This is a genomic window from Buchnera aphidicola (Acyrthosiphon lactucae), assembly GCF_005083565.1.
Lineage (GTDB): Bacteria > Pseudomonadota > Gammaproteobacteria > Enterobacterales > Enterobacteriaceae > Buchnera > Buchnera aphidicola_AH.
On the sequence record NZ_CP034891.1, the window covers coordinates 36,074 to 52,129 of the forward strand.

Consider the following 16,056-nt stretch of genomic DNA (forward strand, 5'->3'; position numbering starts at 1 on the left):
GAGCAGCCATAATTTAGATATATAAAATAATATAGATAATTTATTTTTCTATAAGAGCAGAATTTAATAATTCTGAAAGACTAGCAGAGGCTTCTTCAGCACTAATTTGAGAGCTTCTAACTGTTAGATTGTTATGTTTTTTTTGACGACGATTAAAGCGTTCTTTATGGTATGCATATCCTGTTCCTGCAGGAATTAAACGTCCAACAATTACATTTTCTTTTAATCCTCTTAATTCATCTTTTTTTCCTGCAACTGCAGATTCAGTTAACACTCTTGTTGTTTCTTGAAAAGAAGCTGCAGATATAAAAGATTCGGTTGCAAGTGATGCTTTAGTGATTCCTAATAAATCTCTTGAAAAAGTAACTAGTATCTTCTTTTTTTTATCTAGAATTCGATTTGAAATTTTTACACGAGAGAATTCAACTTGCTCACCTTCTAAAAAATTAGAATCTCCTGATTTCACTATAGTAGCTTTTCGTAGCATTTGTCTTATAATTACTTCAATATGTTTATCATTAATTTTTACACCTTGTAGACGATATACTTCTTGCACTTCATTTACAATATACCTAGTAACAGCTTGCACACCTCTTAATCGCAGAATATCATGTGGCGATTCTGGTCCATCAGATACAACGTCTCCTCTTTCTACTCTTTCTCCTTCAAAAACATTCAATTGTCTCCATTTTGGAATCATTTCTTCATAAGAATCACTACCATCTACTGGGGTTATAACTAATCTTCTTTTGCCTTTAGTTTCTTTTCCAAAAGATATAATACCACTAATTTCAGCTAAAATTGCTAATTCTTTTGGACGTCTAGCTTCAAATAAATCTGCAACTCTTGGTAATCCACCAGTGATATCTTTAGTTCCTCCAGATTCTTGTGGAACACGCGCTAATGTATCACCAGAACTAATTTTAACTCCATCGTTAAGCTGAACAATTGCTTTTCCAGGTAAAAAATATTGTGCAGGCATATCAGTTCCTGCAATTAAAACATCTTTTCCATTAGAGTCAATAATTTTTAATGCTGGTCTCAAATCTTTTCCAATTGACATTCTTTCAGCTGTATCTAATATTACTATAGAAGATAAACCTGTTAATTCATCTGCTTGTCTTGTAATACTTTGCCCATCAATCATATCTACAAAACGAACTAAACCATTAACTTCAGTAATTACTGGCATAGTATGTGGATCCCATTTTGCGACAGTTTCTCCAGAATTTACTTTTTCACCGTCTCCTTTAGCCATAATAGCTCCATAAGGAACTTTATAGCTTTCTTTTGTTCTTCCGAAATTATCAATAATGTTAAGTTCTACATTTCTTGAAGTAATCACTATTTTACCAGCAGAATTAGTTACAGATTTTGCGTTATTAAGATTTATAATTCCTTGATTTTTTATTTGAATACTAGATTCTGCTGCAGCTCTTGATGCTGCACCTCCAATATGGAAGGTTCTCATAGTTAGCTGTGTACCTGGTTCTCCTATAGATTGAGCAGCAATTACTCCAATTGCTTCTCCTTTATTCACTAAATTTCCTCGAGCTAAATCACGACCGTAACAATAAGCGCAAACACCAAAATCAGTATCACAATTTACTACTGATCTAACTTTAACAGTATCTATAGAATTATATTCTAAAAGATCACATAACTGTTCGTTTAATAGCGTGTTTCTTTTGATTAATATATTTTTAGTATTTGGCACAGTAACATTTTCTGCAGTGATTCGGCCTAAAACACGTTCACGTAATGGTTCTTTTACATCGCCTCCTTCAATCAATGGAGTCATTAAAATTCCTTCATGTGTCTGACAATCATCTTGTGTTACAACTAAATCTTGTGCTACATCTACTAAACGACGCGTTAAATAACCAGAATTAGCAGTTTTAAGTGCTGTATCTGCTAATCCTTTACGTGCTCCATGAGTAGAAATAAAATATTGTAATACATTTAAACCTTCTCGAAAATTAGCTGTAATAGGGGTTTCAATAATCGAACCATCAGGTTTTGCCATTAGTCCTCTCATACCAGCTAATTGACGAATTTGTGCAGCAGAACCACGTGCTCCTGAATCGGCCATCATAAATATACTATTAAAAGATATTTGTTTTTGTTTTTCACCCTTTTTATTCATGACGGATTCTGTAGATAGGTTTTCCATCATAGCTTTAGCTACTCGTTCATTAGCTGCTGCCCAAATATCAATAACTTTATTATATCTTTCACCTGCTGTAACTAATCCAGATTGAAATTGTTCTTGTATTTCAGCTACTTCAATTTCTGCTTCATTTATAATATTTGCTTTTTTTTCTGGTATTACCATATCATCTATACCGACTGAAGCTCCTGATCTTGCTGCGTAAGCAAAGCCAGTATACATAATTTGATCAGCAAAAAAAACAGTAGGTTTAAGTCCTAAGATACGATAACAAGTATTAAGCATTTTAGAAATATCTTTTTTACCTAAAGTTTGATTAACAATACTAAATGGTAGTCCTTTAGGAATAATCATCCATAAAATTGCTCGACCTATAGTAGTAGTAATTATTTTTTTGATTGAACTAAAACTTTTATCTTCATTTTTTTTATATTCTATTATGCGGACTTTTACTAATGAATGTAGTTCTGCAATACCCAAACGATATACTTTTTCAGCTTCATTAGAACCGTTCAATAACATACCTTCGCCTTTTCCATTAATTTTTTCACGAGTCATATAATACAACCCTAAAACAACGTCTTGAGAAGGTACAATAATCGGTTCTCCATTAGCTGGAGATAAAATATTATTAGTTGACATCATTAAAGCTCTAGCTTCTAATTGTGATTCTAGAGTTAATGGAACATGTACAGCCATTTGATCTCCGTCAAAATCGGCATTATAAGCTGCACATACTAGTGGATGAAGTTGAATAGCTTTTCCTTCAATGAGAACTGGTTCAAATGCTTGTATTCCTAATCTATGTAAAGTAGGTGCACGATTTAAAAGAACTGGATGTTCACGAATTACTTCATCTAAAATATCCCATACTACTGCTTCTTCTCTTTCCACCATTTTTTTTGCTGCTTTAATAGTAGTAGCTAAACCACGAACTTCTAATTTTCCATATATAAATGGTTTAAAAAGTTCTAATGCCATTTTTTTAGGCAAACCACATTGATGTAAATGAAGATAGGGACCTACAGTAATTACTGAACGACCAGAATAGTCTACACGTTTTCCAAGAAGGTTTTGTCGAAATCGTCCTTGTTTCCCTTTTATCATGTCAGCTAATGATTTAAGAGGTCGTTTATTCGATCCTGTAATTGCTCTTCCTCTTCTACCATTATCTAATAATGCATCTACTGCTTCTTGTAACATTCTTTTTTCATTACGTACAATTATATCTGGAGCAGCTAAATCTAATAAACGTTTAAGACGATTATTTCTATTAATTACTCGACGATACAAATCGTTTAAATCTGATGTAGCAAATCTTCCTCCATCTAATGGTACTAGCGGTCTGAGATCAGGTGGTAATACTGGTAAGACATTAAGAATCATCCATTCAGGTTTATTTTGCGATTGAATAAAAGATTCTAACAATTTAATTCTTTTTGTTATTTTTTTTCTTTTTGTTTCAGAGTTAGTTTCATTTAAGTCTATTCTTAATGTATTACATTCTTGAACTAAATTAATATCTTTTAATAAAAATTGAATTGCTTCTGCTCCCATTGTAGCGTGAAATTCATCTCCAAATTCTTCTAATGCATCTAGATATTGTTCTTCAGTTAAAATTTGACGTTTTTCCAGATTAGTCATGCCTGTTTCTATAACGACATAAGATTCAAAATATAGTACTCTTTCAATATCTCTTAAAGGCATATCTAATAATAGACCTATTCGTGATGGCAAAGATTTTAAAAACCAAATATGTGCTGTAGGTGAAGAAAGTTCTATATGACCCATTCTTTCGCGTCTAACTTTACTTTGTGTTACTTCAACACCACATTTTTCACAGATAACACCACGATGTTTTAATCTTTTATATTTACCACATAAACATTCATAATCTTTTACTGGACCAAAAATACGCGCACAAAATAATCCGTCTCTTTCAGGTTTAAATGTACGATAATTAATAGTTTCAGGTTTCTTAACTTCTCCAAATGACCAAGATCTAATCATATCAGGTGAAGCTAATGAGATTTTAATAGCATCAAAATCTTCGTTTTTAGTTTGGGATTTTAAAAATTTTAGTAAATCTTTCACACATTAGCTCTCGTTAGAGTTACACTTTAAAGGTAATAAATATATAAATATTTTTTTATTATATTACTGATGTTATTATTCACTTTCTAGTTCAATGTTAATACCTAATGACCGAATTTCTTTTAAAAGTACGTTAAAAGATTCTGGCATTCCAGGTTCCATTTGATGATTTCCATCTACAATATTTTTGTACATTTTAGTTCTTCCATTTACGTCATCAGATTTGACAGTTAACATTTCTTGTAATGTATAAGAAGCTCCGTACGCCTCTAGTGCCCAAACTTCCATTTCACCGAAACGCTGTCCACCAAACTGAGCTTTACCACCTAGTGGTTGTTGAGTTACTAAACTATAAGAACCAGTAGAACGAGCATGCATTTTATCATCTACTAAATGATTTAATTTTAACATGTACATATAACCAACTGTAACAGGTCTTTCAAATTTTTCTCCTGTTCTTCCATCAAAAAGTGTAATTTGTCCAGAAGCAGGCAAACCTGCAAATTTTAACATTTTTTTTATTTCGTTTTCTTTTGCACCATCAAAAACTGGTGTAGCAATAGGAATACCATTTTTTAAATTTCCTGCTAAACGTAATATTTCTTCATTTGAAAATTTTGCTAAATCTACTTTTTGACGTAAGTTATCTCCTAAGTCGAATGCTTCTTGTATAAATTTTCGTAAATTAGATATTTTTTCTTGTGTTTTAAGCATGTAGTTTATTTTTTCACCAATACCTTTTGCTGCCATACCTAAGTGTGTTTCTAATATTTGTCCAATATTCATACGAGAGGGAACACCTAATGGATTTAAAACAATATCAACTGGTATACCGTTTTTATCATAAGGCATGTCTTCAACAGGATTAATTTTAGAAATTACTCCTTTATTACCATGTCTTCCCGCCATTTTATCACCAGGTTGAATTTGACGTTTAACTGCTAAATATACTTTTACTATTTTTAAAACACCTGGAGCAAGATCATCACCTTGTGTTATTTTTCGCCGTTTTATTTCAATTTTTTTGTTAAATTCTTCTTTTAATTCGTTATGTTGTTTTTCTAATTTTTCGATTTCTTTTTTTTGGTCTTTATGTTTAATTTCTATAGAAAACCATTTTTCAAAAGGCAATCTATTAAGCTGTTCTATTCCAATGTTAAAAGACATAAAAGTTTTTTTAATATGAGTGAACAAACTTGATTCAAATATTTTAAATTCTTCAGTCAAGTCTTTTTTAATTTTTTTAAGTTGCATATCTTCAATTTCTAAAGCTCTTTTATCTTTTTTTACACCATCTCTTGTAAATATTTGTACGTCTATTACAGTTCCTGAAACTCCATTAGGAACTCGTAATGAAGAATCTTTTACATCTGATGCTTTTTCACCAAAAATAGCACGTAATAATTTTTCTTCTGGTGTTAATTGTGTTTCTCCTTTTGGAGTTACTTTACCGACTAGTATGTCACCTCCAGTCACTTCTGCTCCAATATAAACAATACCTGATTCATCTAACTTAGATAATGCAGATTCACCTACGTTAGGTATGTCTGAACTAATTTCTTCTGCTCCTAACTTAGTATCTCGTGATATACATGATAATTCTTGAATATGAATTGTAGTAAAACGATCTTCTTGAACAACTCTTTCTGATACTAGTATTGAATCTTCAAAATTGTATCCATTCCAAGGCATAAATGCTACACGCATATTTTGTCCTAATGCAAGCTCGCCTAAATCAGTAGAAGGTCCATCTGCTAGAACATCACCTTTCTTAATTTTTTCACCTAGATTGACACAAGGTTTTTGATTGATACAAGTATTTTGATTTGATCGAGTATATTTAGTTAAATTATAGATATCTATTCCAGCTTCTCCTGAATACATTTCTTCTTCATCTACTTTAATTACTATGCGTGAAGCGTCTACGTATTGAATAAAACCACTTCTCTTAGCTACAGCTGTAACACCAGAATCTACTGCAACTGCTCGTTCCATTCCTGTTCCAACTAAAGGTTTATCTGCTTTAAGAGTCGGAACTGCTTGACGTTGCATATTAGCACCCATTAGTGCTCTATTTGCATCATCATGTTCGAGAAAAGGAATTAAAGATGCACCAACAGATACAATTTGCTGAGTAGAAACATCCATATAATTTACTTGATTACGATTAAATAAACTAGATTCACCTTTATGTCGACAAGTTACTAAATCATCGGTAAAAAAACCAGTTTTATCAATATTAGTATTAGCTTGAGCAATAATATAATTCCCTTCTTCTATAGCAGATAGATAATTAATTTCTTCCGTAACAAAACCTTTTCTAACTTTTCGATAAGGTGTTTCTAAAAATCCATATGAATTTGTTTGAGCATACACAGATAAAGAATTAATTAATCCAATATTTGGACCTTCTGGTGTTTCTATCGGACATACACGTCCATAGTGAGTAGGATGAACATCTCGAACTTCAAAACCAGCTCTTTCTCTAGTTAAACCTCCTAAACCTAATGCTGAAATTCGTCTTTTATGTGTGATTTCTGATAAAGGATTGTTTTGATCCATAAATTGTGATAATTGACTCGAACCAAAAAATTCTTTAACAGCAGCTGATATTGGTTTAGCATTAATCATGTCTTGTGGCATAATAGTATCTAAATCACCAATAGATAATCTTTCCTTTACTGCTCTTTCAACTCTTACTAAACCGATTCTAAATTGGTTTTCTGCCATTTCACCAACAGATCTAACACGTCTGTTTCCTAAATGATCGATATCATCGACTTCTCCTTTTCCATTACGGATATCGATAATTTTTTTTATAACATCAATAATATCATGTTTGTTTAAAGTACCTGATCCTTCAATTTCTTCACGTAAAAGAGATCTATTAAATTTCATTCTACCAACAGAAGAAAGATCATATCTGTCTTCTGAAAAAAATAAATTTTCAAATAAATTCTCTGTTGCTTCTTTAGTAGGAGGCTCTCCGGGTCTCATAACTCTGTAAATTTCTATTAAAGCACTTATGCGATCATTAGCTGAATCTATTCGTAGTGTTTCTGATATATATGGACCATGGTCTAAATCATTAGTAAATAGTGTTTCAATATAACGAAAACCTGATTTTTTTAATTTCTCTAATGCTTCTAAAGATAATTCTGTATTAGAAGAAATAATGATTTCGCCTGTTTTTTGATCTATATAGTTTTTAGAGATAATCCTTCCTAAAATATATTCGACAGGAACTGTAATAGATTTTATTTTATTACTTTTTAAATCTTGAATATGTCTAGCAGTAATACGACGACCTTTTTCTACATATACTTTTCCATTTTTTTTGATATTAAATGATGCAGTTTCACCACGAAGTCTTTCAGGAACCAGTTCTAATTTAATTTTGTTGTTTTCTATTTTAAAAATGTTTTTTTCAAAAAAGATATTTAATATTTCTTCTGTATTATAATCAAGAGCACGTAAAATAATACTTACTGGTAATTTTCTACGTCTATCAATTCTAACAAATAAATTATCTTTTGGATCGAATTCAAAATCTAACCAAGATCCTCTATAAGGAATAATTCGAGCATTGTAGAGAACTTTACCTGAAGAGTGTGTTTTACCTTTATCACTATCGAAAAAAACTCCAGGACTACGGTGTAACTGAGAAACAACTACTCTCTCTGTTCCATTTATTATAAATGTTCCATTATTTGTCATTAAAGGGATTTCACCCATATAAACTTCTTGTTCTTTAATATCTTTAACAGTAGCTTCTAATATATCACGTTCGTAGATAACAAGGCGTAATCTGACTCTTAATGGTGCTGAATAAGTAGCACCCCTTATTTGGCATTCTTTTACATCAAATATTGTTTCTCCTAAACGGTAACTAACATATTGAAGTTCAGAATTTCCATTGTAACCACAAATAGGAAATACAGAACGAAATGCTGCTTCTAATCCATGTTGACCCTCTAAATCTGGTTTAATAAATTTTTTAAAGGAATCTAATTGAATCGAAAGAAGATATGGTATATCTAAAACTTTAGGACGTTTGCCAAAATCTTTACGAATACGTTTTTTTTCGGTATAAGAGTAAACCATGGGGTTCCTAAGCTCATTGACAGAGAAGTTAAAATTTAATTTATCTTTTTGTCTGAAGGGGAGACAGTTTTAATATTTTTATAAGAATTTTAAATTATGTTTTATAATTTTTTTATTAAATATTTTTTAGAAAATGATTTGAATTTTTTGATCAAAAAGGCTGGTGAATTAAAATCACCAGCCGTACTTTAAAATTAATTAAATTATAAAATTTAATATTTTTATTTAATTTCGATTTCGGCACCAACATCTTCCAATGTTTTTTTAAGTGATTCTGCGTCTTCTTTACTGACATTTTCTTTTAAAACTGTTGGAGCAGATTCTACTAAATCTTTAGCTTCTTTTAGTCCTAAACCAGTTGCGCTACGTACAGTTTTAATTACTGATACCTTGTTTGGTCCAATAACTTTTAAAAAAATATCAAATTCTGTTTTTTCTTCATGTAAATCTTTTTCATTATGGTTGTTGCTATTTACAGACATGCTAGTAGCAGACACTCCAAATTTTTCTTCCATTGCCGCAATAAGATCTACAACATTCATAACTGACATTTCTGATACAGCTTCTAAGATTTGTTCTTTAGTAATAGACATAACAATAATTCCTAATAACAATTAGAATTATTTTAGATGTTATTAATACATCAAAAATAATAACCTTTTAAGAGGTTTCTTTTTTCTTTTTTATAGCAGATAATACAAAAATTAGTTTACCAGCAACTAGCATCTTCAATATTAATAGAAGTTTGATTATTGCTTCTTTATAAGTAGGCATATCTGCAAGTTGATTAATTTCTAAAGTAGAGAGTGATTTTCCTTCAAAAGCTGCTCCTGTAATTTTAAACTGTGTATTTTTTTTTGAAAATTCTTTAAATAATCTAGCACCACTACCTGGATGTATCATAGAATAAGCAATAAAAGTAGAACCTTTTAGTTTTTTTTTTAAACATTCAAAAGTAGTATTTTTAATTGCTAAAGATAGTAAAGTATTTTGAACAATACTCATCTTGACTCCAATTTCACGTCCAGATTTTCTTAATGCATTCATTTTATTTGCGCAAATACCTTGAGAATCTGCAGTAACAGCTGATAATGCTATATTAGAAATTTTATTGATTTTAGAAACAATTATTTTCTTTTTATCAAGATTTAATGCCATTTATCGAATTCCCTTTATTGATCTATAGAGAAATAATTTGAATTAATTTTTAATTAAAATACTAATCACAATAATAGATTTTTTAAAATATATTTTTATATTTTATTCTATAAATACAAGAAAAAATTATTAGAATAATAAATTCTAGCATTAGATCAGATTATTTTTTAGGTGTTTTTAACCAAAAAAAGCTTTAGATGCTTCTTAAAAAAGGGATATCATTATAAATAATTTTTTTTATAGCGTAAAGTGGAAATCTTTTTGTTAAAGCGATAAAGTAGATTGATCAACAATTAATCCTATACCCATCGTTGTTGATAAAACTATTTTTTTTATATATATTCCCTTTGATTGTGGTGGTTTTGCTTTTTTAATAGATTCTAAAAATATATTTAAATTTTCTTTTATCTGCTCTTTATCAAAGTTAATACGACCAATTGTAGCATGAATAATTCCATTTTTATCATTTCGATAACGTACTTGTCCTGTTTTTGCATTTTTAATTGCTTCAGCAATGTTTGTAGTTACTGTTCCTAATTTAGGATTAGGCATTAAATTACGAGGTCCAAGTATTTGTCCTAACTGTGTTACTACTTTCATTGCATCAGGTGTAGCAATCACCACATCGAAATTAACACCTTCTTTTTTTATTTTTTCACATAGATCTTCCATTCCTATGAATTCAGCACCTGCATTTTGAGCTATTTTAATATTATTGCCTTGTGTAAATACAGCTACTCGAATAGAACGTCCTATGCCATTTGGTAATACTATTGAACCTCTGATATTTTGATCTGATTTTTTGGAGTCTATACCTAAATTAATTGCAATATCAATACTTTCATTAAATTTTACTTGAGATGATTTTTTTAATAATATTATTAAATCATCAATATGGTATAATTTTTCAAAATTAATATTTTCTTTAATTTTTTTTATTCGTTTAGCTATTTTATTCATTATTAGCCCTCAATGATTAGACCCATAGATTTAGCGGTTCCTTCAATAGATTTCATCATACTTTCAATATTAGAACCAGTCATGTCATTATTTTTCATAATTGCTATTTCTTTTATCTGTGAACGATTTATTGTTCCTATTTTTTCTGATTTATTTTTACTAGAACCTTTTTTAATTCCAGAAAATTTTTTCAATAAAATAGCAGCAGGAGGTGTTTTTGTAATAAATGTAAATGAACGATCAGAATAAACTGTAATAATTACTGGTATTGGAAGTCCTTTTTCTATGTTTTCTGTTTTTTTATTGAATAGTTTACAAAATTCCATAATATTAACACCTTTCTGACCTAAAGCAGGTCCAATTGGTGGGCTAGGATTAGCTGTACCAGCTGAAACTTGTAGTTTAATATAGGATTGTATTTTTTTAGCCATTTTTTTCTCATTTTTTTATTAAAATGTATTAATTTTTAATTTTTTTCAACTTGTCTAAAATCTAATTCTACAGGGGTAGATCTTCCAAAAATAGAAACAGAGACTTTCAATCTACTTTTTTCATAGTCTACTTCTTCTACAACACCGTTAAAATCTGCAAAAGGACCATCATTAACTCGAATCATTTCTCCTGGTTCAAATAAAGTTTTAGGTCTCGGTTTATCGCCAATCTTACGTAGTCTATTAATAATAATTTCTACTTCTTTGTCACTAATAGGTGAAGGTTTATCTGATTTTCCCCCGATAAATCCTAAAACTCTTGGAACATTTCTAATTAAATGCCAGGTTGAATCAGTCATTATCATTTGAATTAAAACATATCCAGGAAAAAACTTATATTCACTTTTTCTACGCTGTCCACCTCGAATTTCAATAACTTCTTGAGAAGGAACCATTACTTCTCCGAATAACTTTTCCATTTCATTTAATTTTACATGTTCCCGTATTGATTGTGCTACACGACTTTCGAATCCAGAAAAAGCTTGTAATACATACCATTTTTTTTTTTGACTCTCATGCATTTTTTAAAACCTTAAACTAATAATAAATGCTATTAAATGGAATATTATACTGTCTACACCCCATAAAAGAAGAGACATAACAATTGTTACAGCAATAACAATTAATGTAGTATATAAAGTCTCGTTATATTTAGGCCATATGATTTTTTTCATCTCTTTTTTTGACATGATTATATATGATAATATGTATTTTCCTTTTTTTGTATATATTAAAGTTCCTATTGCGCAGAAAATTAAAAAAGATATAATAAATATACCCGTAAAAAATTGTGTTTGATAAAAATAGTAATCAATAAAACAAGATATTATAAAAAATACAGATATAGATAACCATTTTGTTTTTTCTAAAATTTTAAATTTATTCCGATTGTAGTTTTTTTTGTTCATAGTTTCTCTTAAAATTACAAAAATAATATAGAAAAAATATATTAGTACATTAAACATCTTAATTATTTTTTTTATTTATAAAAATTGTATTTTTTTATGCGAAAAACTTTTATTAATTTTTAAAATTAAAAACTCTTAAAATAAACTATTTATTTTTAAAATAGATCAATTCGTTATGAAGTAAGTGTAGAAATTTCAAAATATAGAATATTTTAAAATAAAGTATCAGGTGAGATTTATGAAAAATGATTTGAAAATATTTTTTTAACTAAAAATATATTGACTAAATTTCTAGTTATGCTGATACCCAGAATTGAACTGGGGACCTCACCCTTACCAAGGGTGTGCTCTACCTAACTGAGCCATATCAGCAGATTTTTTTAGCGGACAGCGGGAATTGAACCCGCGTCATCAGCTTGGAAGGCTGAGGTAATAGCCATTATACGATGTCCGCATTTTATAGAATTATATTTTTTATTTTGGTGGGAGAAGGATTCGAACCTTCGAAGTCTATGACGGCAGATTTACAGTCTGCTCCCTTTAGCCACTCGGGAATCCCACCTAAAAAAAATTTTATGCCGGCTACCGGAATCGAACTGGTGACCTACTGATTACAAGTCAGTTGCTCTACCTGCTGAGCTAAGCCGGCTGTTTTTTACTAAATATTATATAAAATATTAAAATATTAATTTTAAATAAGTTATATTATATAATTTTTCATTTTTATTGCAAGTTTTTTATCAAAATAATCTTAAAATTAGTAAAGATCATGTTTTTTATTTAAATTTATGTCGTTTTTAATTATTTTTTAATTTAAAAATATCTGATGATTTTACTTTTCCAATTGATCCAATAAAATCTATTTCTGGTTCTAAGAATACATTAAATTTTTTTAAAATACATATATGTATTATTTTTGCTAATTTTATTATTTCTTGAGGAGTAGCATTTTTTTTATTAATTAATACAAGTTTTTGTTTTTTATGAATACCTGCATCACCAACTTGGAGGTTTTTAAATTTATAATGTTCAATTAACCAACCAGCAGAAATTTTTATTAAACCATTTATTTCGGGATAATTTGGGACATGATATAACTTGAGAAGTTTTTGTGCTTTTTCCTTTGTAATAATAGGATTTTTAAAAAAACTACCTGCATTTCCAGTTTTTTTTGGATCGGGTATTTTTTTTTTGCGTATTTTGCATACTATATTAAACATGCTATATGGAGTTATATTTTTTTGTTTAATGTATTTTTTTAATGTAGAAAAGATAATCGGACGCCATTTTTTTGATAGTTTTATCCCAACTGCAATAACAGCATGTTCATGATTATATTGGTTTTTAAAAATACTATTCCGATAAGAAAATTTACAAAATTTTTTATTAATTCTTGTGGTTATATTATTTTTTAAACACAATACGTCAACATATTGGCATATATCTTTAAATTCTAAACCATATGCACCGATATTTTGAATTGCTGCAGATCCTATACAACCTGGTATTAAAGCTAAATTTTCTAATCCAAAGATACCTAAATTTAAAGTTAATTTTACTAAATTATGCCATTTTTCTCCTGAAAAAACATGCAATAACCAAGTATTTTTTTTTTCTATTATTTTTATTCCTCTAATTCGATTGATTATTACTATTCCTGCATAGTTTTCTAAAAATAATATATTACTTCCTTCTCCTAAAATTATATAAGGAATATTAGATAATTTACAGATTTTCGATATATTAATTAGTGATACAATTGTTTTTACGAAAATAACTTTTTTTGCTGTCACATCTATTGCAAATGTGTTTAAATCTTTTAACGATTGATTAGAAAAGTATTTTTTTTTACACATGGAATATTAGACTATTATAATAACGTTATTTTTATTTTATATTTATCAAAATATTTTTAGTATATACATCAAATTTTAATAAATATTATATAAAATTATTTTTAATGGAGTTTTAAAATGAATGTTTTTTCTCAATATCATCAAGATATAATAAAGCAAAAATTAGAAAATATTTCGAATAATATACAGTGTTCTTTTGAATTTTTTCCACCAAAAAAATCTTCTTTAGAAAAAAATTTGTTGTCTTCAGTCCAACATCTTAGTGAATTAAAACCAAATTTTTTTTCTGTAACTTATGGTGCAAATTCTGGCGAACGTGAAAAAACATATGATATTGTAAAAAAAATATATAAAAAAACAGGTATTATTACAGCAGCGCATTTAACATGTGTTAATTCTACACCTAATAAATTAAAAAAAATAGCAGAACATTATTGGAAGAACGGTATTAAAAGTATTATTGCATTAAGAGGAGATACATTAGAAAAAAATTATAAACATACAATGTATGCTTTAGATTTAGTTATTTTATTAAAAAAAATTGCTAATTTTGATATTTCTGTAGCTGCTTATCCTGAATTACATCCAGAATCAAAAAATCTTAAATTGGATATTCTTAATTTAAAAAAAAAAGTTGATGCAGGTGCAAGCAGAGCAATCACGCAGTTTTTTTTTAATATTGAAAGTTATTTGCGTTTTCGAGAAAATTGCATTAAAAATAGAATAAATATTGAAATTATACCTGGTATTTTGCCTGTTTGTAATTTTAAGCAATTACAACGTTTTTCAAAAATGACTAATGTTCACATTCCTAAGTGGATGTTTCAAATGTTTGATGGATTAGACAATGATGTATTTACACAAAAAATTATCGGTTCTAGTATAGCAATAGATATAGTAAAAAAATTATCTTTCGAAGGAGTAAAAAACTTTCATTTTTACACCTTAAATCAATCTGATATGACCTATTCTATTTGTAATATCTTAGGTTTATAAAAAATTTTAATTCAGTAATAAAATTTATGTATTAATTTACTCAGAACGTGTTAAATAGGTCCGAATAAAGCAATATTCTAAAAATATTCATCTGGTTAATGTACTTGTTTAATAGAGCCCGGTCCTAATATTAAAGTAGGTGCGATTTTTTCAAGAAAAAGTGCTTTTGTATAGTAATTTACTGCTGAACTTTTTAAATGACATAATGCTTTTACTTTTCTAATAGTATTATTTTATGAAAACATTCATAAGCAGTAACAGAAGAAGAAAGTTTTTTTATAATAATACGATTAGACTATTTTTTTAAATTGATTCTAATTTTTTAAATTAAAATTTGAATTTGTCTTAAAGTTAGACCTAGTGTAGATCGTATTTCAAAATTTAATTTGAATAAAGAAAAAATGCGATTAATTAGATCAACTTTATGTATAGAAGATAGATTCATAGTTGAATATAGAATAGAAAAATATTAACGTCGATACTTTTCTTTTAAATATTTTTTTAAAAGAAATAAAGCTTAGACAACATGATACATAATAACTTGAATACTATTAATACTATAATTATTAATACCATCATTAGGATTGCTAGAATGGTTAGTATTTTAATTACTTTAATTGAATAAAATATATGTTCTTTATGTGCATTGATTAATTTTAAAGATGTTAGTTCTACAATTATTACACAATCTGGTTTTAATGTGAATAGATTCTATAAAATGTTTGGCTCTAGAAATATCTCTTTCTTGATTAATAGTAGTAAGAATATAAATTAGTTTATTTATTTTTTTATATTTATAGAAGATATCACATCTAATATAAAAGTAAAAAAAAATTTTATATCTATTATTCCTAATCCATAAAGTTTATTGTTAGCTTCAGTTAATTTAAAAGGATCTTTTATCTATGTGTTTTCATCAAAATCTACGGTATCTAAATGTCTAGATAATAGAAGTCTTTGATTTTCTGAAGCGATATAAGCTAACATCTTAAATTTATTAGTATATGAAATTTGATAATTTTTTATTGAAAAATTTAAATTGGAAAAATAATTAGATAATAAATAAAATTTTTATTACTTTGATCAATAAATTTATTTTCATTACTAATCGTATGAATTTTAATTAATGACTTATAAAATTCAATAGAAGAAGGCATTTTTGTCATTATATTAAAACTTTTTAAACCTATGTTATTTTTGGAATTTAAAATATTTTATTTATAAATAGATACTTGATCGATATATTAATAATGTAAAATATATTTTTGTAAAATTTAATACATTATTTTATCTATAAATAGTATTTTTTATTTAAGGTT

General features: G+C 28.0%; 10 protein-coding genes, 4 tRNA genes and 1 pseudogene. 1 reads left to right on the forward strand and 14 read right to left on the reverse strand.

Features of this window, described 5'->3' with window-relative positions; all coding sequences use genetic code 11:
• Positions 1 to 40: 40 nt before the first annotated feature.
• The 13 genes from rpoC to murB form a co-directional block, all read right to left on the reverse strand.
• Positions 41 to 4,264 carry a DNA-directed RNA polymerase subunit beta' gene (gene rpoC / locus D9V61_RS00165; protein WP_158339219.1) on the reverse strand — a complete coding sequence of 1,408 codons (4,224 nt, stop codon included), beginning with the start codon at positions 4,262 to 4,264 and terminating at the stop codon, positions 41 to 43.
• Positions 4,265 to 4,339: 75 nt separating this feature from the next.
• A complete protein-coding gene (gene rpoB / locus D9V61_RS00170) occupies positions 4,340 to 8,368 on the reverse strand; it encodes a DNA-directed RNA polymerase subunit beta (RefSeq protein WP_158339222.1) in 4,029 nt (1,342 codons plus the stop codon).
• A gap of 221 nt (positions 8,369 to 8,589) precedes the next feature.
• Complete coding sequence (gene rplL, locus D9V61_RS00175; protein WP_158339225.1) at positions 8,590 to 8,961, reverse strand: 50S ribosomal protein L7/L12; 372 nt, start codon at positions 8,959 to 8,961, stop codon at positions 8,590 to 8,592.
• Between the two features lie 67 nt (positions 8,962 to 9,028).
• Positions 9,029 to 9,526 carry a 50S ribosomal protein L10 gene (gene rplJ, locus D9V61_RS00180; RefSeq protein WP_158339228.1) on the reverse strand — a complete coding sequence of 166 codons (498 nt, stop codon included), beginning with the start codon at positions 9,524 to 9,526 and terminating at the stop codon, positions 9,029 to 9,031.
• Positions 9,527 to 9,790: 264 nt separating this feature from the next.
• Entirely contained in the window at positions 9,791 to 10,486 is a 696-nt protein-coding gene (rplA, locus tag D9V61_RS00185) for a 50S ribosomal protein L1 (RefSeq protein ID WP_158339231.1), read from the reverse strand.
• 2 nt (positions 10,487 to 10,488) lie between these two features.
• Positions 10,489 to 10,917 (reverse strand): 50S ribosomal protein L11, encoded by a 429-nt coding sequence (gene rplK, locus D9V61_RS00190; protein ID WP_158339234.1) that lies wholly within the window; start codon positions 10,915 to 10,917, stop codon positions 10,489 to 10,491.
• Between the two features lie 35 nt (positions 10,918 to 10,952).
• Positions 10,953 to 11,498 carry a transcription termination/antitermination protein NusG gene (gene nusG / locus D9V61_RS00195; RefSeq protein ID WP_158339237.1) on the reverse strand — a complete coding sequence of 182 codons (546 nt, stop codon included), beginning with the start codon at positions 11,496 to 11,498 and terminating at the stop codon, positions 10,953 to 10,955.
• Between the two features lie 3 nt (positions 11,499 to 11,501).
• Positions 11,502 to 11,885: a preprotein translocase subunit SecE gene (gene secE, locus D9V61_RS00200; RefSeq protein WP_158339240.1), complete on the reverse strand. Its 384-nt coding sequence runs from the start codon at positions 11,883 to 11,885 to the stop codon at positions 11,502 to 11,504.
• Positions 11,886 to 12,183: 298 nt separating this feature from the next.
• A tRNA-Thr gene (locus tag D9V61_RS00205) sits at positions 12,184 to 12,257 on the reverse strand.
• Positions 12,258 to 12,267: 10 nt separating this feature from the next.
• Positions 12,268 to 12,339: transfer RNA gene (locus D9V61_RS00210), tRNA-Gly, on the reverse strand.
• 26 nt (positions 12,340 to 12,365) lie between these two features.
• Positions 12,366 to 12,447, reverse strand: a tRNA-Tyr gene (locus D9V61_RS00215).
• A 14-nt stretch (positions 12,448 to 12,461) separates the two neighbouring features.
• Positions 12,462 to 12,534 (reverse strand) — tRNA-Thr (locus tag D9V61_RS00220).
• 148 nt (positions 12,535 to 12,682) lie between these two features.
• A complete protein-coding gene (murB, locus tag D9V61_RS00225) occupies positions 12,683 to 13,741 on the reverse strand; it encodes a UDP-N-acetylmuramate dehydrogenase (protein ID WP_158339242.1) in 1,059 nt (352 codons plus the stop codon).
• Between the two features lie 117 nt (positions 13,742 to 13,858).
• On the opposite strand from murB, the gene metF reads away from it, so the two are divergent.
• The gene (gene metF / locus D9V61_RS00230; RefSeq protein ID WP_158339244.1) at positions 13,859 to 14,737 is read left to right on the forward strand and encodes a methylenetetrahydrofolate reductase; all 879 of its coding nucleotides are present in this window, start codon (positions 13,859 to 13,861) and stop codon (positions 14,735 to 14,737) included.
• An 11-nt stretch (positions 14,738 to 14,748) separates the two neighbouring features.
• Here the strand turns inward: metF and D9V61_RS00235 are convergent.
• A pseudogene (locus D9V61_RS00235) lies at positions 14,749 to 15,906 on the reverse strand (M20/M25/M40 family metallo-hydrolase).
• Positions 15,907 to 16,056 lie beyond the last annotated feature (150 nt).

Excerpts from the sequence above, each read along its gene's own strand:
- rpoB (WP_158339222.1), bottom strand. The coding sequence starts at position 8,368 with ATGGTTTACTCTTATACCGAAAAAAAACGTATTCGTAAAGATTTTGGC.
- rplL (WP_158339225.1), bottom strand. The coding sequence starts at position 8,961 with ATGTCTATTACTAAAGAACAAATCTTAGAAGCTGTATCAGAAATGTCA.
- rplJ (WP_158339228.1), bottom strand. The coding sequence starts at position 9,526 with ATGGCATTAAATCTTGATAAAAAGAAAATAATTGTTTCTAAAATCAAT.
- rplA (WP_158339231.1), bottom strand. The coding sequence starts at position 10,486 with ATGAATAAAATAGCTAAACGAATAAAAAAAATTAAAGAAAATATTAAT.
- rplK (WP_158339234.1), bottom strand. The coding sequence starts at position 10,917 with ATGGCTAAAAAAATACAATCCTATATTAAACTACAAGTTTCAGCTGGT.
- nusG (WP_158339237.1), bottom strand. The coding sequence starts at position 11,498 with ATGCATGAGAGTCAAAAAAAAAAATGGTATGTATTACAAGCTTTTTCT.
- secE (WP_158339240.1), bottom strand. The coding sequence starts at position 11,885 with ATGAACAAAAAAAACTACAATCGGAATAAATTTAAAATTTTAGAAAAA.
- murB (WP_158339242.1), bottom strand. The coding sequence starts at position 13,741 with ATGTGTAAAAAAAAATACTTTTCTAATCAATCGTTAAAAGATTTAAAC.
- metF (WP_158339244.1), top strand. The coding sequence starts at position 13,859 with ATGAATGTTTTTTCTCAATATCATCAAGATATAATAAAGCAAAAATTA.